The sequence below is a fragment of the Neoactinobaculum massilliense genome (genome assembly GCF_900604955.1).
Classification (GTDB): Bacteria; Actinomycetota; Actinomycetes; order Actinomycetales; family Actinomycetaceae; genus Neoactinobaculum; species Neoactinobaculum massilliense.
In genome coordinates this window covers 1-18,943 of record NZ_UWPE01000001.1, presented here as the reverse complement: position 1 = coordinate 18,943, position 18,943 = coordinate 1, and the positions used below count along the sequence as shown (strand labels likewise).

Genomic DNA, 18,943 nt, shown 5'->3' with positions numbered 1-18,943 from the left:
CGCCGGGGCCGCGACGGTGAGGGCCGCGCCCCGCGTGCGCCATAAGCATGCCTTTATTTTACGTCCTCGGGCCCAGCACGAGTGATGCGCCACATTCCGGACGCAAGTTGTCCAGAATGCGTATTCTCTTCTGCGGCCCAACGCTGTTCGGCGCGGGTGAAGCGCCGAAGGCGCATGACCCGTTCCAAAATTGATCCCGAGAAAGGACAGCGATGGCCTGGCAGCCAACGCCAGAAGAGGACGAGAGATTCCTCAACGCGGCAATTGAACAAGCCCAGCAGAGCTGGGACGAGGGCGGCATTCCTATTGGAGCCGTCCTCGTTTCATATGGGAAGATCCTTGGGGCCGGCCATAACTGCCGGGTGCAAACAGGCTCTCCCATCCTTCACGGAGAAACGTCCGCCATCCAGAACGCGGGCCGGCTCCGCGCCAGCACCTACCGGGAGAGCGTGCTCTACACCACACTCTCCCCCTGCATCATGTGCACGGGAACCGTGCTGCTCTACGAGATTCCGCGCATCGTCATTGGTGAGAACAAAACGTTCTCCATGGCCGAAGATCTGCTGCGCGAGCGCGGCGTGGCGTTGGACGTACGCCAGGATCCGCGCTGCATCGCTCTCATGGAGCGCATGATCCGGGAGAAGCCCCAGCTGTGGAGCGAGGACATCGGGGTTGAGGAGAACGAGCTGTGACAGCCACCCCGCTGGAGCACACACTCACGCCGGCTGATGCGAAGCCGGCCGCGCAGGACGACGTCGAACTGGACGGGCAAAGCGGTGCCAAACTGGACACGCAGGACTGCGCGGAGTTGCGTACGCGACGCGGCGTTAAGCGGCAGGTACACGACGAGCCACTGGACCGCGATTTCCCGCTGACACCGGTACCGCGGGACTACCGAAAGTCCTGTTTCTCCATTGTGGTGGTGCTGGTGGGATTCACCATCTTCGCCCCCACGCTCATGGCCGGTGCCGCCGTGGGCGCCGCGTTCCCGTTCCGCGATTTCCTCATTGTGCTCGCCGTGGGCAGTGCGGTGCTGGGCGCCTACGTGGCCGCCATCGGCTATCTCGGCGCACGCACGGGCCTTACCACCGTGGTGATGTCTCGCTTCGCGCTGGGCACGCACGGTTCCAAGTTCGCCTCGCTCCTCCTGGGCGGCACCCAGGTGGGCTGGTACGGGGTGGCTGTGGGCACGGTGGGCACCATGACCGCACAGGCGTTCGGTTGGAAAGGATGGTGGGCGCCCGCCACGGTCATGGTGATCGTTTCCGTGCTGATGACGCTCACCGCACTTTACGGATACGAGGGCATGTTCTGGGTGTCGCTGGTGTCCACGCCGCTCATTCTCATCCTGGCCGTGTGGCTGACCGCGCGTGGCTTCGCGGAGGTGGGCGGCTGGAGCGGCATGATGCGGATTAGCCCCACGAGCTCTATGACGTGGGGCGCGGCCGTCACCGCGATTGTGGGGACGTTCGCCTCCGCCGGCAGCCAGGCCGCAAACTGGACCCGCTTCGCGCGCACGGGCGGGCAGGCGGCGTGGGGCTGCGTGGCGGGGTTCCTGGTGGGCAACGGGGCCATGGTGTTCTTCGGCGCCGTGGCTGCGCTGGCTTTCGGTCAGGGTGATTTCACCCTGCTGCTCATCTCCATGGGTATGGCCGGATGGGGCCTGTTCTTCCTGCTCGGAAACTTCTGGAAGTCCAATGCGGATGCGGCCTACGCGTTCGGCGTGGCCGGCGCCGAAATGTTCAACCACAAGTCCAAAGCCCCGTTCATCGTGGTGGGCGCGGCAATCGGCACGGTGCTGGCGCTCACTGGCGTGCAGAACCATATTGTCGGCTACCTTGGCCTGCTCGGCACCTTCATCCCGCCACTGGGCGGCGTGATTATTGGGGACTGGCTGGCACGGTGGCGCGGCGGTCAGCCGCCTGTCACCACCCTCACCGCCGCCGTGCGCTGGCAGGGCTTCGTACCGTACCTTGCGGGTGCCGCACTCGCGTGGTGTTCTGATCAGTTCGGCTGGGGTATCGCCCCGCTGAACGGGATCCTTATGGCCGCCGTGCTCGCATGGGCGGCCTCGCGTCTGGCGCCGGGACGCGCCTAGGGACGACGCCGGTTAGCCACCGCATTCCCGTACGTGGTGCGTGGGTCAGTACTCACGCACCACGTACGACGTCGTTCCTATTCGCGCGGACGTTGTTCCTATTCGCGCGAATGCAGCATGCCGTTGACGAGCATCAGCGGACGGCCGGCCCGGTGGGCAACCGCCGAATCGTGCGTAACCACCACGAGGGTGAGGCCGGCCGCGTTGAGGTGCTGCAGGATGGCCAGGATGTCGTCGCGCATCCGCTCATCAAGATTGCCCGTGGGCTCATCGGCGAGGAGCACGCGCGGGTGCTTAACGATGGCGCGCGCAATGGCCACGCGCTGCTGCTGGCCGCCGGAGAGCTCGTTGGGACGATGATCGGCGCGATCGCCCAGCCCTAGCTCGGCAAGCACCTGACTCACGCGGGCCCTGCGCTCCTCAGCGGGTAGACCGAGTGGCTCCAGCCCCATGTCCACATTTTCTGCCGCGGTGAGTGTGGGGATGAGGTTGAAGTTCTGGAATACGAAGCCAATTTCGCGGGCGCGTATGGCCTGCAACTGGCTATCCGGCGCCGACGCCAGATTGACGCCACCGAATTCCAGCACACCGGAGGTTGGCCGTTCCAGGGCTCCGAGCAGCTGGAGCAGGGTGGACTTGCCCCCACCCGTCACGCCCTGAATAGTGACGAATTCGCCGGGGCGCACGGTCACGTTGACGTCACGCAGCGGACGCACCACGCGGCGCTTGAGCCGGAACTCCTTGACCACGTGTTCCAGCCGGTACGTTACCGGCGACGCCGTAGCGCCCGGTCCGTTCTGCGGTGCCACGCCGTTTTGGGACGACGCCGTAGCGCCCACTTGGTTTTGGCTTCCGGGGGTGGGGTTCCCCGCCGCCGGGACTCCGGTGGCCGGTTGGGTTTCATTCGGGGCGCCGGCCGTCTGTGCGCCCGTAGCGCCTGCCGCTTGCGTTCCGGCCGCGGTATTCGTTGTGTTCTTCATCGTTGCTTCCATTCGCTAGTTAACGGACCGGAGGGAGGAGGCGGGGCTGAGGTGGGAGACACGCCAGCCTCCCACAACGCCGGCCAGCAGGCCCGAGAGCACGGCAAGGCCAAGGGCAATGCCTATCAGGCTGAGGCTGACCGGGGCGTTAAGCACCACGCTGGCCGCGCTTGCTACCGCGGATCCACCGGGGCCACCGGCGCCGCCCGGCATGCCTCCGCCCGCACCGGCCGTGGGCATGGCACCGCCAGCAGCGGCAGCTCCACCAGCAGCGGCCATGCCGCCGCCAATTGTCGGTGAAACAAGATTGATAATGAGGATGATGGCAAGGCCCAGCACGATGCCGCAGACGCCACCGATGAGCGAACGCACCATGGATTCTCCAGCGATCTGCCCCACCAGGCGCCTGTTGGACCAACCGATGGACTTGAGGGTGCCGAGTTCACGTGTACGCCGGGTGATACCGGATACCGTGAACAGAATGGTGAGCCCAACCGCCACCACCAATCCAAGGATCGCCAGCCACTTGCCCAGTCCCGTAATCATGGAGGAGGCCTGGCTGAGTGCGCCGGACACGGAGGAGGCGAGGTCCGCCTGCGAACTTACGGTGGCGCTCGGTACCGCCTTCTCAATGGCGGATTGCACGGTGGAGATGGAGCTGGCCGAATCCGCCTTGACGTACACGGTGGATACCACGTCACCCAGACCGGAGAGATCCTGGGCCACATCCAGCGGGATGTACACGTTGGCCGCGGTGTCCGCACTGGAATCACTGGACGCCACGATACCCACCACCGTGAAATCGGTGTCCGCGACGCTCAGCGTGTCACCTACGGAGAGGCTGGCACTGGACGCGTAGGCGGAGTCAATGACAGCCACGTCCTTGCCCGCGTCGCTGGCCTTCAGCACGCGCCCACTGGAAACGGATACGGAGCTCATGGGCCCGATATCCGTGGTGCCGGGTTCGATGCCCAGCACGGTGAAGGAGTCAATACCGAACTGGCCGCCGCCAAAGCCTCCCGGTGGCATATTGCCCTGGCCGCCGTTTTGCGCGGTCGAATCACTCGAATCGGTACCAGTAGTGGAGCTGTCACTAGCCGAGGCGCTCGGCGTCGAACTGTCCCCCGGAATCGTGCCGGAGAATGTCATGGAACGCAGGCTCAGCGCGCCGGTTACCTCGGATACGCCGGACACCTTGCTGACCGTACTCACGGTGGACGCATCCAACTGGTCCCTCATTCCCTCGGCTTCGAGGCGCGATTGGTTGAGGTCCGTACTACCGTCCGAGCCCTGCTCGGCGTCGCCCGATCCAAAATCGAATTTTTGCCCACCTTCAGAAGGCGGTCCGGATTGTTCCCCCGTCACTGTGAGATCAGTGCCAACACCGTACACGGATTCAAGCGACGTTGCCTGCGCCGCTCGTACCCCCGACGCCAGCGAACTCATCACGATGACCAGCGCCACCGCGATGGCGAGCCCAATGCTCACAATGACCGTTTGCTTCTTCCGCCCGCTTAATTCGCGACGGAGATACGTCCAATACATATGACTCCTGCTCAGAAATGGGTGCCCGCCGAGACGGCGAACCAACAATCCTGAAATTAGGAGCCCGTGCTGTAGGTTTCCCCGGGGAAAACTCGAGTATTCCTCCGTATTTTCTGGAGATTTCTTGGGAATGTGACGCGAGTGCGCGCGGCGCCGACGCCGTTCTGCCGCGTACGACGCCGGCGCGCGTAGTGCGCAGACGGCTTGTACGACGGTGCGGGTAGTGCGTGGGCGGCGTTATGCACGCGCTTGCCAGGCACGCTCGGCCTGCCGCGCCGCGCCCAGTGCCACATATTCACCATCCGGCGCTATCTCGACGCGGTGGTGCAGCATGTTCGGTGCAAGACGCCGCACGGCCTCCAACTTTGCCCCGCCACCGAGCAGACTCACGCGGTCAATGGGGCCGGTTACCCGCTCCACGGCCGCCAGTGCACCGGCCATGAGCGTAAGGAGGCCCTCCACCCCCGCCCGTGCCACGTGGGCAGGATCGGAATTTGACAGCGTCATACCGGACATGCTGGCCGTGGCGTCCGGGAGATTCGGCGTTCGTTCGCCCTCAAAATACGGCAGCAGCGTGAGTCCACCGGCATCGGGCACAGAGAGAGCTAAATTCGAATATTCTTCATAGCTCACGCCCAGAATGTTTCGCATCGCATCCGTAATACGCGAGGCGTTCAGCGTGGTGGCCATGGGCAACCAGTTTCCGCTGGCATCGGCAAAGCCGGTCACCGCACCCGTGGGATCCATGACGGAGTGCGCGGATACCGCGGCCACCACCCCCGATGTACCCAGGGAGAGCATGGCCTCGCCCGGCGTGAGGTTCATTCCTAGCGCCGACGCCGCATTGTCACCCGCTCCAGGTCCCAGCGCCACGTGTGCCCAACCGCGCGCCGGGTCACCGTGACTGCAGATTTCCCATGGCTCCGCCACGCGCGGCAAAATGATTTTTTCGGCGTCGGACTGTCTAATGTAGAGTGCCGAGGCGAGAATATCGCGCCGATATTCGGGGCGCCGCGGGTCCTTATTTCCTTCACGCGCCAAATATCCGGTGCCGGAGGCCTCGGACCGGTCAGTCCAGAGATCACGAATATCCGTGCTGCCGGATATTCTCCAGGATAACCAATCATGCGGCAGCGCCACGGCGGCAATACGGGCAGCATTATCCCGCTCGTGCTCCGCGAGCCAGCGCAGTTTCGTCACCGTCAGTGACGCAACCGGAGCCGAACCCGTCGCATCTACCCACCAGGCGGTGCCACCGGCGTCGTCATGCTCCGCAATTAAATCCCGGGCTGCGCCACCCGAACGCGTATCGTTCCACAGTAGCGCGGGTCTAATAACGCGGCCGGCAGCGTCCAGGCACACCATGCCGTGCTGCTGGCCGCCGACGGCTAGCGCGTGGACATCCGCCAGGCCGCCAGCTTGGCCGACGGCAGTGAGGAACGCGGACCACCACGCTTCTGGATCTACCTCGGTACCACCCGGATGGGCGGCACGCCCCTGCCGCACCACTGTCCCGGTGGCAGGATCAACGATCACCACTTTGCAGGATTGCGTGGACGTGTCCACACCCGCCACGTACGGATACTCATCCTCGGCCATCGTTTCTCCTTTCAGAACGCGCCCCGCGCCTAATACATACCCCACTGCCAGGTGATATCCGTGTTTGGCTCCAGCGCCACCAGATCCGCATGGGTCACCGGCGAATTCAACGCATCCGCAGCGCACGAATTGGGTTCCACCGCGAGTGCGTCGCGCGCGGGCGGCACAAAGAGTTGGCACCACGGTAGATTTTCACTGCCCCACACCGTGCGGCGCGCAGTGTCTCCTGCGCGATCCAGTTCTACCTGTACCTTCCAGGGCTGGCCCGCCGGCTCCAGTCGGAATGCGTTGTCCACGGTGAGCGTGCCAATTGTGCGGCCGCTAGAAAAATCGAATTTTGTTCCTGCCACTGGCGCAGTGCGCACCGGCAGATTCCGCTCATCGGTCTCCACCATGACACCGGCGCGCAGTGATACCCGTGCACCATCAATGGGCGCATTGAACGTGACATAGGGATGGGCACCGAACCCTACGGGGAAGGCCTTCTCCCCCACATTTTCTACACTCACTGTGACCGTCAGGCCCGTCTCACTCAACGCGTAGGTGACGCGCGCACGGAAACGCCCGGGCCAATCGGGACGCTGGGAGGTGACCAGCGTGAGCGTAACGCTCGCGCCGTCCTGCTGGCTGACCGCCCAATCCGCATCCCGCACAAATCCATGGATGGCGTTGCCCAGTTCTGCTTCATTGAGGGGCAACCGGTACTCGTGATCGCGGAAGGCAAACTGTCCATCACGCACGCGATTTGGCCAGGGCAATAGCACCTGTCCTTCGCACCGGTCGAGGTCCGGGCGTGGCTGGGCGCCGCTCACCACGGTTTCACCCAGCCGGGTCACCGCATCCACAATGAGGTCCTCCCCATCATGAGTGAGCGAGCAGAGCCGAGCGCCGTGAAGCGCAACGGTTGCCGCGAATCCCGCGGCGGCAATGGTGATGAATGAGTGCTTTTCGGACACGTGTTCCTCCCGACCGGCGGCACCAATGCCGCCTTTTGAGCCCGGGCCGCACACCCTGTGGTGCGCGGGTTTACCCGGGTTCACGCACTACTACTCTGCCAGAGCCTTGATCATGTAGTTGTTGATTGTGGCCTTGAGGGATTCCAGGTGATCCGAACCGAGCGAATTCACCAGTTCCTGTGCCGGCGTGTCCAGCACCTCGGCTTCCAGTGAGGCAAGCGTACCGGCGCCCCTATCTACCTCGGCACCAAAACCGGCGTCGAACGAAGCGTAGCGATCCTTAAGAATGCCCTCGATGAAGCCGTCCTCGTGCATCTTGGCGGCCACCATGAGGCCGGCCGCGTACGCATCCATGCCGACGATGTGAGCGCGGAACAGATCCTCAGCCGTGAAGGAGCTGCGGCGCGGCTTGGCGTCGAAGTTGAGGCCACCGCGCGGGCCGATACCGCCGGCCGCCAATACCTCCCACATGACCGCCGTCGTCTCATACAGGTCAGACGGAAATTCATCGATATCCCAGCCGATCAGCTTGTCGCCCTGGTTCGCGTCCAGGGAACCGAGCATGCCGGCGATACGCGCGCTGCGAACCTCGTGCTGGAATGTGTGGCCCGCGAGGTTGGCATGGTTGCCCTCCAGGTTCAGTTTGAAGTCCTTGTCCAGGTCATAGGCGCGGAGGAATTCCATGGCCGTGGCGGCGTCGAAATCATACTGGTGGGTGGTGGGTTCCTTCGGCTTCGGTTCGATGAGGAACTGCGCGTCAAGGCCAATTTCGTGGGCATAATCCACGGCCATGTGGAAGAAACGCGCCTGATGGTCACGTTCACGCTTGAGATCCGTGTTCCACAGGTTCTCGTAGCCCTCGCGTCCGCCCCAGAATACGTAGTTCTCGGCACCGAGCCGCTTGGCGATCTCCAGGCTGTGCTTCAGCTGGCCCGCTGCGTAGGCAAAAACCTTCGCCGACGGCGAGGTGGCCGCGCCCTTGAGGAAGCGCGGGGAGTTGAAGAGATTGGAGGTGTTCCAGAGCAGCTTCATGCCGGTTTCGTGCTGGCGCTGCTCAATCCGGTCCACCACCCGGTCGAGGTTGGCGTTGGACTCGCGAAGCGTATCGCCCTCGGGCGCAATATCGCGGTCATGGAAGCAGAAGAACGGCGCGCCAAGGGTCTGGTAGAAGTCAAACGCGTAGTCCACCTTGGCGAGGGCCAGTTCCATGGGATCGGTAATCGCATCATATGGACGCTGAGCGGTGCCGTCCCCGAAGGGGTCCACCAGGCGCTGATCGAAGGAGTGCCAGTAGGCCACCGCGAACCGGAGCCAGTCCTTCATCGATTTTCCGGCTACTTGGCGATCAGCCTGGTAGTAGTGAAAACCGAGGCCCTCACGTACGTCGTCGGTACCAACAAACGGAATTGGGTCAATGCCCCACAGGTTCTTGCTCATTCGTACACTTCCTTGTGTCACGCGTGCTTACACGCACATTAGTTTGTCACCAACACGAACATAGTAACCCGGTCATATTTATTGCTCAAGCTACCGCGCTGAAATCAGCGCAGCGGTACAGCGGCCACCCACTCTCCCGGTTTTTGGAGCACAGAATCAATGGCGGCGCGTGCGGCACCCTGCACCGAGTAAATGTCTAGATCACGCGCAATTGCGATGGTTGGCGGAGTTTCCTCAGCACCCAAAGCTCCCACACTCACCACTTCTCCGAGCCGCTTGAGGTACCGCGAATCCAGCAGTCCCAGGTATCCGCTCAGAATTACTGTGGACACATCCACCAGATTGAGGGCATTGGAAATTGCCACACCAAGTGGCACGCATACGTCTTCCAGGTAAACACTCGGATCCGCATTAAGCCGGTCAATCACCTCAGGAAATGGCCGATTTCCCGGCGTAAACGTCCGCGCCCTAAGGGCGGCCTGGGATAAATAAGCCTCCATGCACCCATGCCGGCCACAGGCGCACAGCGCACCGCCCGGATACACGCTTGTATGTCCGATTTCCCCAGCCCAGTCTCGAATTCCCGTATACAGCCGCCCATCTAATACCAGGGCACCACCAATACCCGTGCCTCCACGTACATAGATAAACGATTCGTGTTGCCGCCCGTCCAACTCCGCAAGGGCATGAAGCTGCGAATCGTTTTGCGGTGTCAAAGAAATTCCCGGGAGTACTGAACGCAGGGCGGGCATGAGTGGAAATCGCGTCCACCCCAGCGCAGGAGCCGAAAGCACCGTGGAACCATCGGAGGACATCCTGCCGGGAATCGCCAAATGCACATCCACCACTCGTGAGCTACGCAGCCAATCATCATCAACATCCCAGCGCACAGCCGCATCAAGGCACACGTCGTTGACCAGTTCTGCCACACCCGCCGCAATACGGTCGGCCGTAGCTTGACGCGCATCAATGGCGTACACAAACTCCGATGTCAGGGAGCCCACCAGGTCGCGTCCCACACCCACGATGCAGTCAGCACGAAATTCAATACCTATACCCAACAGGCTATGGGTACCCAGGGTGAGCGGAATGCTCGGACGGCCCATCTTTCCCTGTACCGGTTCACGCTCCTCCAGCAGGTGTGCAGCTACTAGCTCATCGACCAGCTTGGAGACGGTTGAGCGCGTGACACCGATATGGCGCGCAATCGACGCGCGTGAAATACCGTGCCGACTGTGGGCGACAGTCTGCAGAATTCTCGCCAGGTTTCGCACCCGTAAATCGCTTGCTTTCACCGCGCCCCTCACACTCGCTTTCTAACATCGTAGGCAGCGGAGTACTCGGGCCACGATGACCGCAAGGAGCGCCCCGCTCTCCCACCTGCGCACCCCGCCACGATTCCCATCAACGGTACCGGCTCAGCAGTCACCGGACCAAAGCGCCCTTACGCGCCCAAGTCTACATATTCTCAGACTCTGCTTCCGTTGCGTGAAAACGTACATTCGCCATCCTCGCGCCTCTTCAAGCAATGAGCGCATGCGGATAGCCGGAGCCACCTCGATTCCGCTTGATTCGCATTCCTCGGCGCTATATTGTTTTTCACATCAACAAACTAGTGGCATAGACGCCACTAATGCTGCACATAGATGACATGGGTGACGCCGAGATGACCATTTCGAGCTGCCCATGATGGCAAAGGGGCCAGTATGAGCACACAGGTAAACAGGGGGTCGAAGAACCCCCGCCGAATAAGCATGGGATTGATCTACTTCTTCGGCTCACTTGGTGGACTTCTGTTTGGATATGACACCGGTGTTATTTCAGGAGCCATCCTATTTATTCAAGACCAGCTTCATCTTGGAAGCTGGGGTCAAGGCTGGGTGGTGAGTTCGGTGCTCCTTGGCGCCGTCATCGCCTCATTGGTGATTGGCCCATTGTCTGACCGCTATGGGCGCCGGAAACTGATTCTCCTTGCGTCGGTGGTATTTCTCGTGGGTGCCCTGGGATCCGGCTTCGCGTCCGGATTCGTCTCTCTTGTACTATTCCGCATATTATTAGGCGCCGGTGTTGGCATCGCTTCATCGCTTATCCCCACCTACCTATCCGAGTTATCGCCCGCCGCCAAACGCGGTTCCCTGACGGGACTCTTCCAATTGATGGTGATGACGGGCATTCTCCTGGCCTACATCAGTAACTATGCACTCTCTAATCTCTATACCGGCTGGCGCTGGATGCTGGGTGGTGCGGCAATTCCGGCTGCGATCTTGTTCGCCGGTGCGCTGTTCCTTCCGGAAAGTCCCCGTTTCCTTGTTCGCTGTGGCCATGATGCTGCCGCCTATGAAGGCCTTCTCAGCATTTATCAAGAGGATGCTTCCGAGGCACAGGCCCAGCTCGCCGCAATCAAGGAGCAGGCAGCCGAAGAGAATGGCGGTTGGAGTGAGCTGTTCGGGAACGTATCGCGTCCCGCGCTAATCGCCGCTATCGGGCTCGCGGTCTTCCAGCAGGTCATGGGTTGTAATACGGTTCTTTACTACGCCCCCACCATTTTCACCGACGTTGGCTTCGGTGTTTCCGCTGCTCTCATCGCGCATATTGGTATCGGAATTTTCAACGTGATCGTGACAGCGATCGGCATTAAGGTTATGGATCACGTTGGCCGCAAGACAATGCTTATTTTCGGCGGTATCGGCATGGCCGCATCCCTTTTTGTGATGAGCTTCGGGATGCGCTTTTCAGGGGAATCGCAGGCAGCCGCAATCATCTGTGTTATTGCGCTAACCGTGTACATTGCGTTCTTCTCCGCCACCTGGGGTCCAGTCATGTGGACCATGATCGGTGAGATGTTCCCACTCAATATTCGCGGCCTGGGAAATTCCTTCGGGTCCACCATCAATTGGGCGGCAAACGCAGCCGTTTCGCTCACTTTCCCGGCGCTCCTTAATGCATTCGGTACCGGATCGCTATTTATTGGCTATGCCGTTATGTGTGTACTGGCTGTGCTGTTCGTGCGGTACTGCGTGTTTGAAACCCATAATCGTTCGCTCGAGGATATCGAGGGGTCACTTCGCGCTTTCGCCACGTCCCCGCGTAGGGGACGGGTATCCGCGATCTAGCCTGAACCACCTGGCATGGGCCCGCTGTAAATCGCTCTCGCGAATTATTAGCGGGCCCGTGTGGACGACGTCGTTATACGCACGCCCTCGGTTACCTAGGATGGAACCTCTACTCACGTCGGTTACCGACCGTGGAACCCCTACTCACGCACCTGCCCCCGCGTATTCTGCTAGTTCTGCTGGTGCATGCCCTTTCTCACCGCCTCCAGGCACGTCTGTGCAAGCGGGTTTCCAGCCATTGCACGAAGGTTCACCCGCCATCCATAATAGAAAGGTAGTCAAGTTCGGAGCCGTGGCGCGAACGCGGTGCCGAGCGGGAGCGGAGAACGAGCGGCGCACTATGCGCCCTAGTTGGTAACCAATGGAGGTTCAGATGCTAGACACAGCGCTTACACGGGAGTCCCGTGCTAAGGCTCTCAAGGAAATGTCCGACGACGAGGGCGTAGACGTTCTTGTTATCGGCGGCGGCGTCACCGGCGCCGGCATCGCTCTTGATGCCGCCACGCGCGGGCTGCGCACGGCAATCGTTGAAATGCAGGACTGGGCTCAGGGCACGTCCTCCCGGTCATCGAAGCTGGTGCACGGTGGCCTGCGCTACCTCTATCAGCTCAACTTCCACCTGGTAGCAGAGTCCCTTCGTGAACGTGGCCTGCTGCTCACGAAGACCGCCCCGCACCTGGTCAAAGCGCAGCCATTCCTGTGGCCGCTGAAGATGCCGGTTATTGAGCGCGCCTACTCCGCCACGGGCATTGGCATGTATGACGCCATGGCCCAGGCCGCGTTCCCCGGCTCTGTGCCCGTGCAGCATCACCACACCCGTAAGGGCACGAAGGAAATCTTCCCGGACATCAATGACCATAAGCTGGTGGGCTCCATTGAGTTCTATGACGCCCGCGTAGATGATGCCCGTCTGGTAATGACGCTCGTTCGCACGGCGCAGGGTTATGGTGCACTGCCAGCCTCCCGCACCCAGGTGGTGGGCCTCACCAAGGACGGCACAGGCCGCGTGGTGGGTGCCACCGTGAAGGACCTGGAGTCCGGCAAGAAGCTTGAGGTCAAGGCCAAGCACGTCATCAACGCCACCGGTGTGTGGACCGAGGCGAATGATGCGCTCTCGGAGACCGGCGGCGGGCTCGAGGTGCTGGCTTCCAAGGGCGTCCACATTGTTGTGCCGCGCGAGCGTCTGAATGGCCAGGCTGGCCTGTTCATCCGCACCGAGAAGTCCGTACTGTTCATCATTCCGTGGCAGCACTACTGGATCATCGGCACCACCGACACCCCGTGGAAGGAACCGGTGCAGCATCCGACGGCCACTAAGAAAGATGTCAACTACATCCTGAAGGAAGCTAACCCCTACCTGTCGAAGCCTCTCACGCATGAGGACATCATCGGCGTGTACACGGGCCTGCGCCCGCTGCTGCAGCCGAAGGTGAAGGAAGGTACCGCCTCCACCAAGGTGTCCCGTGAGCACACGGTGGCCGAGGTAGTTCCGGGTCTCACCGCAATCGCCGGCGGCAAGCTCACCTCCTACCGCAAGATGGCTGAGGATGCCGTGGACTTTACGATGGGCACCGTGTTCGCGAAGGCGAACCCGTCCGTCACGGACAACACGCTCCTGGCGGGCGCAGAGGGTTACGAGGCCGCCCAGGCCAGCGCCGGCCGGATCGCCACCAAGTACGGCTGGACTCTAGATCGCGTGCAGCATCTTCTGGATCGTTACGGCTCCATGATCTCCGACATTCTGGAGATCGTGGATGAGGACCCGGCTATGGGCGAACCGCTCAAGTCCAATGATTGGTATATTCCGGCCGAGGTTGTGTACGCGGTAACGCATGAGGGCGCCCTCCACCTGGAGGACATCGTCAACCATCGCGTGCGCCTCGCGCTGGAGACTCCGGACCGCGGTATTTCTGCACTGCCGGAGTTGGCCAACATCGTGGCACCGCTTCTCGGCTGGGACGAAGCCACGAAGAAGCATGAGATCGAGGCCTACACCAAGGATGCGCAGGCGGAACTGGACGCCATGAAGACGGCCACGGATGCAGAATCCGCAAGTATCCGTAACGCGGTGCCGGATTTGATCCCGGTTGAGGATCTCCCCGGCGACGTCGCCTAGGGATTCCTAGCACAGGTTCTGCGGGTTTCCGGCCACCCGGTACCGGTGGAAACATTGGGGGCCACGACTTTTACCGTGGCCCCCAATGTTTCCACAAGCGCTACTTGCTACTCCTCTACCAGATCGTGGATCACGATGACCGCGTCGCGGTCCGCACCCACGCCAATGATGGAGAACCGTGCCCCGCTGATCTCTTCCAACCAACGCACATACTTCTGTGCGTTCTTCGGCAGATCCGCGAAGGTGCGCGCCCCAGAAATATCCTCGGTCCACCCATTTGCATACTCGTAGATCGGCTTAGCCACCGCGAAGTCTGCGGCATCTGCCGGGACCTCATCAACGCGCGTGCCATTCACGTCATACGCCACGCACACCGGAATCTTCTCCAGCCCAGTGAGCACGTCCAGCTTAGTCATCACGAAGTCCGTCACCCCGTTGACGCGTGCGGCGTACCGGGCCACAACGGCGTCGTACCAGCCGGTGCGACGGGGACGTCCCGTGGTGACGCCGTATTCGCCACCAGCCTTGCGGAGCCACTCCCCTTCCTCGCCGTCCAATTCCGTGGGGAATGGCCCCTCACCCACACGGGTGGTGTACGCCTTGATAACCGCCACCACGCGATCAATTCGGGTGGGCCCAACACCCGCACCCGTGCACGCACCGCCGGCCGTGCCATTTGAGGAGGTTACGTACGGGTAGGTGCCGTGGTCAATATCGAGCATGGTGGCCTGGCCGCCTTCAAACACCACCGTCTTCCCAGCATCCAGCGCCTGGTTCACCAGCAGCGGGCCATCCACGACCATGGGGCGGAGCCGATCCGCGTAGGAGCTGAGCTCCGCGACAACCTCGTCCACGGAGATTTCGTCAAGCCCAAGACCGCGAAGCACCAGGTTCTTCTGGAATACGCCAGCTTCCACGCGCTCACGCAGTACGTCGGGGTGGAAAATATCCTGGATCCGCACGGAATTGCGAGCCACTTTGGCCTCATATGTGGGGCCGATGCCGCGGCCAGTGGTGCCAATCCGCTTGTCGCCCAGCGCTTTCTCCACGATGCCGTCGAACAGACGGTGATAGGAGGTGATGACGTGCGCCGTGGCAGCCACCCGCAGGTTCGAAGTGTCCACGCCGCGAGACTGGAGCGTATCCAGCTCGGAGAACAGCGCCTCCGGATCCACCACCACGCCGTTGCCAATGAGGGCGATGCAATCCTTGGCCAGGATGCCCGTAGGCACTAGGTGAAGCGCAAACGTATCCCCGCCCACCTTCACCGTATGCCCGGCATTGTTACCGCCGTTGAACTTGACCACCATGTTGGCACGCTGGCCAAGTTGGTCCGCTGCTTTGCCCTTGCCTTCGTCGCCCCACTGGGCGCCGACTACTACGATTGCGGGCACAATGACTCCTCTTCGCGCTTCACACTTGTTGCGGCGCGTCTGCTAGTTACCTCGTTGTAAAGCCCACCGCTTTACTTTCTAACTGTACCCCGGACGGCGCCACGGGGCGTTGTTCATCCAGTCCGCGGGTCAAAAATGGCCAGATGGTGGACCACCGACTAGCAAGTAGTTCATTGATCCAGCTACTATCACAAAAGCACGCCAATAATCCAATAATTCAGCATCCGTTATCGCCGATCTGACCTACAGCGCAAACCAAACATGCGCCTCCAGCAAGAACTAATCACAATTAGCTCAATCGCCCCATATTTTGACAGAATCACGCGCTTATTCTTTATGGGTGATGACTTTGGGTGGGGATGTTCCGGAACAGGTTCGGGTGCGTTTGGAGAAGCGGGCGCGGTTGTTGGGTGAGGGGCGTGAGCCGTATCCGGTGAGCGTGCCGGTGACGACGACGATTGGTGCGGTGCGTGAGGAGTACGCGGGTATTGAGGCCGGTGTGGAACTCACGGACACGGAGGTGGCGCTGGCTGGCCGTGTGATGCTGTATCGCACGGGCGGGAAGATCGCGTTTGCCACGTTGCAGGCGGGGGACGGGTGCCGGCTCCAGGTGCTTCTCTCCCTGGCGAATGTGGGTCGGGAGGAACTCGACCGTTTTAAGACGGACGTGGACCTGGGTGATTTCGTGTTCGTGCGCGGCTATGTGGGTGCTTCCAAGCGCGGGGAGTTGTCCGTGTTTGCGCGGGAGTGGCGGATGGCGTCGAAGGCGATTCGTCCGCTGCCCAAGACGTATACGAATGAGGCGGGGGAGGATGTATCTCTCTCGGAGGAGTCGCGGGTGCGGCTGCGGCACCTGGATTTGATTACCCGGCCGGCGGCCCGGGAGATGGTGCGGGTCCGGAGCGCGGTGATGAAGTCGCTGCGGGATAATTATGAGGGGCGTGGCTATACGGAGATTGAGACGCCGATCCTGCAGTTGATTCATGGTGGGGCGCAGGCGCGTCCGTTTGTGACGCATTCGAACGCGTATGACGAGGATCTGTATCTCCGTATTGCCACTGAACTGTATTTGAAGCGTGCGGTGGTGGGTGGTATTGACCGCGTGTTTGAGATTGGCCGTGAGTTCCGTAACGAGGGGGCGGATTCCACGCATTCGCCTGAGTTCACCTCCCTGGAGTCGTATGAGGCGTATGCGGATTACTACGCGATGGCGGACCTGACTCGTAACCTGGTGCAGCAGGCCACCCTGGACGCGCTGGGTACCACCCATGTGACGCTGGCCGACGGGACCGACTACGAGCTGGGCGGCGAGTGGAAGCGGATTGACCTGTACACGACCGTGTCGGAGAAGCTGGGTGAGGAGATCACCGTGGACACCCCTAGGGAGAAACTAGTAGCAGCCGCCGAGGCGCATGGTATTACGGTGGCGGACTACTGGGTGCCCGGCAAGATCGTGGAGGAATTATTCGAGGAACTGGCCGGGGATGACCTGTGGGAGCCCACCTTCGTGTTTGATTTCCCGGAGGATACTTCCCCGCTTACTCGCCCGCACCGGTCCAAGCCGGGGCTCACGGAGAAGTGGGACCTGTACGTGCGGGGCATGGAACTGGCTACCGCCTATTCGGAGCTGGCTGACCCCGTAATCCAGCGGCAGCGTTTCGAGGCCCAATCCCTGGAAGCAGCAAACGGGGATCCGGAAGCCATGCAGCTGGATGAGGGCTTCCTCCAGGCCATGGAACAAGGCTTCCCACCCACCGGCGGCATGGGCATGGGCATCGACCGACTCCTCACCGCCATGACCGGCCTCGGCATCCGCGACACCATCCTCTTCCCCTTCATCAAACCCACCGACAAGTAAGCGGACAACAACGACTTACGAGGCGGACAAACGAGCCGACAGGCAGGCACACTGGACTAAACCCCGACACATCCACACTTCTTCTGCCCTCTTTCAAGATGGCCGGTAAGTCTTTATTCGAGATTCCAGAATATTTAAATACTAAATTAGAACGCTCTCCTTAACCGCACTTACCGTCGCTCGTCATACATAGTCGACTCACTACCTTCAAACACCCATAGAGGAATAGAACTGATAAGACCTGTTTTAGGGCAGAAGAGAGAACTGATAAAATGACCTGCAATAGACATTGAATTAACGCAAGTGAACTGCTGGACACAAGCTCAAGGTCGCGGCAGAAAATTTCCTTGAATAGGGTGAGATCGTGAGCCGCCACGTTCCTTTATCAAACGGCAATCTAAAAAGATTTATGTTGGCTTCCAACTTATTGATTACCATGGTAGCCTTCGAATACCTCGCAGTTACCCCTATCGTTACTCCAATTGTGAATGACCTCGGAAACTCTAGTGCATACACATTAGTAGTAGGCTCCGTACTACTAGCACAGCTTATCTCAAATGCACTATCGGGTATTATTATCGACGCATTCGGCGCTATTCGCCCAACCGTAATCGGCTCATGTACCTTCGGGATCGGGCTACTAATTTGCGGATGCGCCCCGAATATGACCGTCTTTATTATTGGTCGCCTAATTCAAGGATTTGGTGGAGGCGCTGTAGTTGTAGGTTGCTACGCTCTCGTTGGAACTATCGTGCCAGTCGAGCATCAGCCCCATTTTTTCACCAGCTTTGCGACAGCATGGGTACTTCCTTCGCTAATTGCACCAGGGCTCGCCGGGTATATAACTACGCAATTCTCATGGCGATACGTTTTCTTTCTTGTACCAATATGCCTCATACTAGCGATGCCAAGTCTGCATACAACTGCCAAATCCTATTCATTCTTGGACTCACAGACTCTCAAGAAGAAACAAAGTATCAGAACACTGACTCGCACTACTTTTCTTGCGCTCGTCAGCGGATCTACGCTACTAATCTGGCAATTGCCTATATCCTCTAGCCATAGCGTGGCCATCATATGGCCTCGAATCGTTGCCGCTGCCATCGCTATCTTCGCCGTGATCCCGCTCTTAGCTCTTCGTGGCATAGTCTCTAGTCATCGACCACGATACGATATAACGGCACGCCTGCTCCTCAACGGAGCGTACGTAGCCATTGAAACATCACTTCCGCTTTTCTTTCAAATCTGTCATAAATGGTCCGTACAACAGTCTGGTTTGTTAATGTCTATCGGATCTATCACATGGGCCATCGGTAGTTGGCTATCAACGGTCCCAAAAGAGCCGAAAGCACGAAAGCATCTCATCCCCTCAGGCGGTGTGATTACGTTCGTTTCAGTCTTATGCGTTTCAGCCTCCGCTACCGCTAACTCATCGCCACTATTCATCCTCGTTCTGTGGTCCGTTGTTGGACTAGGCGTTGGGATCGCATACCCTACTCTTGCCGTCGATGCCCTTGCGCATGCTCCGTTTAACGCGAAGGGGATAGTATCAGGCGCTCTTCAAATTGCTGACGGTTTTGGAAGTACCCTTTGCGTGGGACTACTCGGATTGTCTTTGGCCATAACAGCAGAAATTTCCAGGCTTCCTACACCATAATGGCCGTGATCTCATTAGCAGCTTTAATTATAGGATCAATATCTAACTCAAGGTGAGAATTCTTGGTGGACAAAGTCCACCAAGAATTCTCAGGCCGTCAATACAACTGTGGTTAGCTCAGTGTTTCGGTGGTGGTGGGGGCGGGGGTGCCTTCGGTGTAGGCGCCTTGGTAGATGGTGTCGAAGGGGGT

13 protein-coding genes are annotated in these 18,943 nt (G+C 60.3%); 6 read left to right on the top strand and 7 right to left on the bottom strand.

What is annotated here, in order from left to right; genetic code table 11:
• Positions 1-212: 212 nt before the first annotated feature.
• Complete coding sequence (locus tag EIH27_RS00065; RefSeq protein ID WP_124038932.1) at positions 213-692, top strand: nucleoside deaminase; 480 nt, start codon at positions 213-215, stop codon at positions 690-692.
• Positions 689-2,098, top strand: a complete 1,410-nt coding sequence (gene codB, locus EIH27_RS00060) for a cytosine permease (protein ID WP_241152900.1) — start codon at positions 689-691, stop codon at positions 2,096-2,098. The genes EIH27_RS00065 and codB overlap by 4 nt, the downstream gene beginning before the upstream one ends.
• A gap of 98 nt (positions 2,099-2,196) precedes the next feature.
• Here codB and EIH27_RS00055 read toward each other — a convergent pair whose 3' ends face one another.
• From EIH27_RS00055 to EIH27_RS00030, 6 genes are all read right to left on the bottom strand, one after another.
• Positions 2,197-3,078, bottom strand: coding sequence for an ABC transporter ATP-binding protein (locus EIH27_RS00055; protein ID WP_124038931.1), 882 nt, complete (start codon positions 3,076-3,078; stop codon positions 2,197-2,199).
• Positions 3,079-3,093: 15 nt separating this feature from the next.
• Positions 3,094-4,623, bottom strand: a complete 1,530-nt coding sequence (locus EIH27_RS00050; RefSeq protein ID WP_124038930.1) for an ABC transporter permease — start codon at positions 4,621-4,623, stop codon at positions 3,094-3,096.
• Positions 4,624-4,860: 237 nt separating this feature from the next.
• Positions 4,861-6,222: an FGGY family carbohydrate kinase gene (locus tag EIH27_RS00045; protein WP_124038929.1), complete on the bottom strand. Its 1,362-nt coding sequence runs from the start codon at positions 6,220-6,222 to the stop codon at positions 4,861-4,863.
• Between the two features lie 29 nt (positions 6,223-6,251).
• Positions 6,252-7,178, bottom strand: coding sequence for an aldose epimerase family protein (locus EIH27_RS00040; RefSeq protein WP_164461551.1), 927 nt, complete (start codon positions 7,176-7,178; stop codon positions 6,252-6,254).
• A 90-nt stretch (positions 7,179-7,268) separates the two neighbouring features.
• On the bottom strand, positions 7,269-8,615 hold the full coding sequence (gene xylA / locus EIH27_RS00035; protein ID WP_124038927.1) for a xylose isomerase: 1,347 nt from the start codon (positions 8,613-8,615) through the stop codon (positions 7,269-7,271).
• A gap of 104 nt (positions 8,616-8,719) precedes the next feature.
• Positions 8,720-9,910, bottom strand: coding sequence for an ROK family transcriptional regulator (locus EIH27_RS00030; protein WP_164461550.1), 1,191 nt, complete (start codon positions 9,908-9,910; stop codon positions 8,720-8,722).
• A 411-nt stretch (positions 9,911-10,321) separates the two neighbouring features.
• On the opposite strand from EIH27_RS00030, the gene EIH27_RS00025 reads away from it, so the two are divergent.
• A complete protein-coding gene (locus EIH27_RS00025) occupies positions 10,322-11,728 on the top strand; it encodes a sugar porter family MFS transporter (protein WP_206424840.1) in 1,407 nt (468 codons plus the stop codon).
• A 373-nt stretch (positions 11,729-12,101) separates the two neighbouring features.
• Positions 12,102-13,844, top strand: coding sequence for a glycerol-3-phosphate dehydrogenase/oxidase (locus EIH27_RS00020; protein ID WP_164461549.1), 1,743 nt, complete (start codon positions 12,102-12,104; stop codon positions 13,842-13,844).
• Positions 13,845-13,951: 107 nt separating this feature from the next.
• Here the strand turns inward: EIH27_RS00020 and EIH27_RS00015 are convergent, their stop codons facing one another.
• Positions 13,952-15,238, bottom strand: a complete 1,287-nt coding sequence (locus tag EIH27_RS00015; RefSeq protein WP_124038925.1) for an adenylosuccinate synthase — start codon at positions 15,236-15,238, stop codon at positions 13,952-13,954.
• A gap of 343 nt (positions 15,239-15,581) precedes the next feature.
• On the opposite strand from EIH27_RS00015, the gene lysS reads away from it, so the two are divergent.
• Complete coding sequence (gene lysS / locus EIH27_RS00010; RefSeq protein ID WP_124040056.1) at positions 15,582-17,096, top strand: lysine--tRNA ligase; 1,515 nt, start codon at positions 15,582-15,584, stop codon at positions 17,094-17,096.
• Positions 17,097-17,505: 409 nt separating this feature from the next.
• Positions 17,506-18,753 carry an MFS transporter gene (locus tag EIH27_RS08100; RefSeq protein ID WP_420892141.1) on the top strand — a complete coding sequence of 416 codons (1,248 nt, stop codon included), beginning with the start codon at positions 17,506-17,508 and terminating at the stop codon, positions 18,751-18,753.
• The last annotated feature ends 190 nt before the right edge of the window (positions 18,754-18,943 follow it).

Coding starts and splice junctions, on each gene's coding strand:
- EIH27_RS00025 (WP_206424840.1), top strand. CDS start 10,322: ATGAGCACACAGGTAAACAGGGGGTCGAAGAACCCCCGCCGAATAAGC.
- EIH27_RS00050 (WP_124038930.1), bottom strand. CDS start 4,623: ATGTATTGGACGTATCTCCGTCGCGAATTAAGCGGGCGGAAGAAGCAA.
- EIH27_RS08100 (WP_420892141.1), top strand. CDS start 17,506: ATGTTGGCTTCCAACTTATTGATTACCATGGTAGCCTTCGAATACCTC.
- EIH27_RS00065 (WP_124038932.1), top strand. CDS start 213: ATGGCCTGGCAGCCAACGCCAGAAGAGGACGAGAGATTCCTCAACGCG.
- EIH27_RS00055 (WP_124038931.1), bottom strand. CDS start 3,078: ATGAAGAACACAACGAATACCGCGGCCGGAACGCAAGCGGCAGGCGCT.
- lysS (WP_124040056.1), top strand. CDS start 15,582: ATGACTTTGGGTGGGGATGTTCCGGAACAGGTTCGGGTGCGTTTGGAG.
- EIH27_RS00020 (WP_164461549.1), top strand. CDS start 12,102: ATGCTAGACACAGCGCTTACACGGGAGTCCCGTGCTAAGGCTCTCAAG.
- EIH27_RS00045 (WP_124038929.1), bottom strand. CDS start 6,222: ATGGCCGAGGATGAGTATCCGTACGTGGCGGGTGTGGACACGTCCACG.
- xylA (WP_124038927.1), bottom strand. CDS start 8,615: ATGAGCAAGAACCTGTGGGGCATTGACCCAATTCCGTTTGTTGGTACC.